Annotated in this window: 2 protein-coding genes; both read right to left on the reverse strand. The window is 23.7% G+C overall.

From position 1 onward, the window contains the following. Positions 1-143: 143 nt before the first annotated feature. Positions 144-1,214, reverse strand: coding sequence for a signal recognition particle-docking protein FtsY (ftsY, locus tag HZY83_RS08010; protein WP_179943510.1), 1,071 nt, complete (start codon positions 1,212-1,214; stop codon positions 144-146). After that, positions 1,207-4,023: chromosome segregation protein SMC (gene smc, locus HZY83_RS08015; protein WP_179943511.1), on the reverse strand; the 2,817-nt coding region annotated here is incomplete at its 5' end. The genes smc and ftsY, both read right to left, overlap by 8 nt.

Below are 4,023 nucleotides of genomic sequence, written 5' to 3' on the forward strand. Positions count from 1 at the left end.
ACTCAATAAAATATCTTTTAATAGTAAAAAATAAAATCGTTTTTACTATTTTTGTTAAATACTAATTAGCAGTAATAATAAAAAAGACATATTAAAAAATATATAATATATCTTTAAAAATTTTTATAATTTAATAATATAATCTAATTATCAATATTTTCTTCTAATTTGTCATTTTCACTATCTTTATTTTCTGTATAGAAAAGTCCATAAATATACTGTTCAGGATCAAACACTTCTAAATCATTAATGTTTTCTCCTAATCCCACTAATTTTACAGGAATATCTAATTCTTTCTTTATAGCTATAACAATACCACCTTTGGCTGTTCCATCAAGTTTTGTCAAAATAACTCCTGTAACATCACTTACTTCTTTAAATGTTTTTGCTTGTAAAATTCCATTTTGTCCAGTAGTAGCATCTATAGTTAATAATACCTCGTGAGGTGCATCTGGAATTTCTCTTTTGATTATACGAACAATTTTCTCTAATTCTTTCATTAAGTGATTTTTATTTTGTAATCGTCCCGCAGTATCGCATAAAAGAACATCTACTCCTTTAGCCTTAGCTGATTGAATAGCATCAAATATTACTGAAGCTGCATCTGCACCTTCATGAGATTTAACAATATCCACTCCGCTTCTTTTAGCCCATACAGCTAATTGGTCTATTGCCCCAGCTCTAAAAGTATCGCCTGCAGCAAGCATAACTTTTTTTCCTTCTTGTCTAAAATTGTAAGCTAGTTTCCCTATAGACGTCGTTTTCCCGACACCATTTACTCCTACAAATAAATAAATAGTTAATCCATCATTATTTATATTGAGATCTACTTTACTAGTACCTTCCATATATATTTCTACTAATTTTTCTATGATCATATCTTTTAAATCACTAGGATCTTTTAAATTTTTTCTCTGTGATTCTTCTTTTAGATAATCTACCAAATCTAGAACAGTATTGTAACTTACATCAGATTGTATTAGCAATTCTTCTAAATCATCAAAAAATTCTTCATTAATTTCTCTATATGAACTAATTAAATTATTTAAAGCATTAGAAAAATTATCACGTGATTTTTTTAACCCTTTTTTAAATTTTTCAGTTATTAATTGACTTTCTACTAATTCTTCATATTCTTCTATAGATATTAGATCTTCTACTAATTCTTCTTTTTTAGAAAATTTATTTTTTAACCTATCAAAAAAACTACTCATTTATATAATTATCCTCCAATAAATTTTTTAACTCGAGTGGGACAATATAACTTATCCCTTTTTCTTTCATAGTTACACCATAAAGCTTATCCATTTGCTCCATAGTTCCACGTCTATGAGTGATTACAAGAAATTGATTTTCAAGTGAATATTTTTTCAAAAATTGTGCAAAACGTAAAACATTAACTTCATCGAGTGCAGCTTCTACTTCGTCTAAAATAACAAAAGGAGAATTTTTGATTTCTAATATCGCAAATAACAAACTAATAGCCGTCAAAGCTTTTTCTCCTCCAGATAAAAGAGATAATTTTTGTAATTTCTTCCCAGGTGGACTTGCTTCTATATTAATTCCCGTATTCAAAATATCTTTTGGCTCTTCTAATGTCATTTTTGCATAACCGCCATTAAACAATGTTTTATATATTCTATCAAAGTTAACTGCAACTTTTTCAAATGTATTTATAAAACGAGATTCAACTTCTTTATCTATTTCTCTTATTGTTTCTTGTAATTTTTCTTTCGATTGTAGTAAATCATCTATTTCTATTTTATAAAAGTTATAACGTTTCTCCACTTCTTCGTATTCTTCAATAGCATTTAGATTTACATTTCCTAAATCAGAAATTTTATTTTTTAAAATGGCTACTCTACTTTTGTATGTTGATATTTCTTGTACACTTATATCTAAAAATTTTTCTTCTACTTTTTCATACGTAGTATTATAAGTATTAACCAAATATGAGACTAATTGCTCTATTTTAACTTCTAATTTTGTAATCTGCAAGTTTATATTTTCTAACTTAATAGTAACATTTTCAGAAGAATTAGTTATTGCTTTTAGCTCTTTATTTAGTTTTTCTTCTTCAAGATATAACTCGTCTTTTTGATTTTTTAATTTCGTCAACTCTTTAGCTATAATATTTAGCTTTTCATCAAACTCTTTTAATTTTTTTATATCTTTTTCTTTATCAAATTTTGATTCTTCATTATTAAGTAATTTCAAATTATCATTTATTTTGATAATATGGCTATCTATATAATTCAAATCATCAGTTAACGATACTTTATAATCTGATCTGCTAAGTATACTTTCTTCTAACGTTTCTTTTTCTACTGTTAAAGCATTTATTTCTTTCTGTAACAACTGATTATCTTTAGATAAGCGTTGTTTTCTATCATTTTCTTCTTTTAATTGAAGATTTATATTTTGTAATTCTTCTTGTAAAGATACTAATTTTTCACTTATATCAGATTCAGCTATTATTTTAGAATGTTCTCCTTCGTAGTCTTCTAATTTGTAAAGCTCATTTTTCAAATTACTTTCTAATTTTTCGATATTTTCTTTTGTTAGTTGTTCTTTTAACGATTTTTCTTTCAATAACATTTCTAAATTTTGTATTTTATTTCTATTATTTTCAATTTCTTCATCCACATTAATCAATTTTTTTTCTGAAGTTATTAAATCTTGTTTTAATTTTTCTAACTTTGAATCTATCTGTAATAAATTAGTAGAAAGTTCGTCCAACTCGGCTTTATTTTTTAAAATAGAATTATTATTTTTATAGATAGCTCCTCCTGTAACAGAACCACCACTATTTATAACTTGACCATCTAAGGTAACTATCCTATATTTAAAATTTAATTTTTTAGCAAGTTTATTACCATTTTTCAGATTATCTACAATAATTACAAGTCCTAATAAGTAACTAATAATACTATTGTAATTTTTATCATAATTTACTAGGTTACTTGCTATATCTATAAATCCTTCCTCGTTTATTATATCTTCTAGTATATGATTAGGTATCGTTCTTGATACTATATTGCTAAGTGGTAAAAAAGTAGCTCTACCTTTTCCTGTTTTTTTCAAATGATCTACACATTTTCTAGCAATATGTTCAGTATCTACTATGATATTCTGTTGAGTAGAAGATAATGTAATATCCAAAGCAGTAGTATACTTACTATCAAAATGTATTATATCTCCTACTGTTTTGTGTACCCCTTCAATATTATTTTTTAATATTTCCTTTACACCCACATTATAATAATTTAGACTATTATTTTGATTTTCTAAAAATTCTTTTTTGTTAGAGAAATTTCGTTTTAATTCTTCTCCTTTAGTTATTTTTTCTAAAACATTTCTATGATAATCTCTATTATAACTTTCTTCTTTTTCAAGATTATTATTATCAGATATTAATTTATTATATTGTTCTTCTAATAAAATCTTATCTTGTTTTAAGATATTTAACTCATTATTTTTACTTTCAATACTATTTTTTAAATTTTTAATTTCTAAATTAACTATTTCTATATTGTAATTTGTGTTATTTTTTATTTTATTAAGTAAAGTTTTCTCATTTTGTAATTTAGATTCTTCATTTATTAAATTAAAATATTGTTCTTTTAAATTTTCTATCTTCTCATCAATTTCATCTAAAGAGTTATCATTTATATTTGAATAACTTTTTAATTTATTTTTTAAAATTTTTAATTTCTCTTTTTTATCCGCTAGTTCTTCTGTTACATAGGAAATTTTTTCCTCTATTTTTGATTTTCTAGATAGAAATTCTTCTTTATCTGTATTTAATTTTTTTATATTTTCATTTTTATTATTACTACGTTCATCAAATAAAGTTATTAATGATTGTACTTGTTCCCTATTTTTAATAAATTTAATTTCTTCTTCTTTAGTTTTATTATAAATATTATCAAAATTAACTAGATTTTTCTTTAATTTTTCTAACTTATCTTCTATATTTAAAATATTATTATCTATTAAATATTTTTCCTGATAATAATTGTC

Origin of the sequence: Gemella sp. GH3, from assembly GCF_013415425.1 — a bacterium.
Taxonomy (GTDB): domain Bacteria; phylum Bacillota; class Bacilli; order Staphylococcales; family Gemellaceae; genus Gemelliphila.

Coding starts and splice junctions, on each gene's coding strand:
- ftsY (WP_179943510.1), bottom strand. CDS start 1,214: ATGAGTAGTTTTTTTGATAGGTTAAAAAATAAATTTTCTAAAAAAGAA.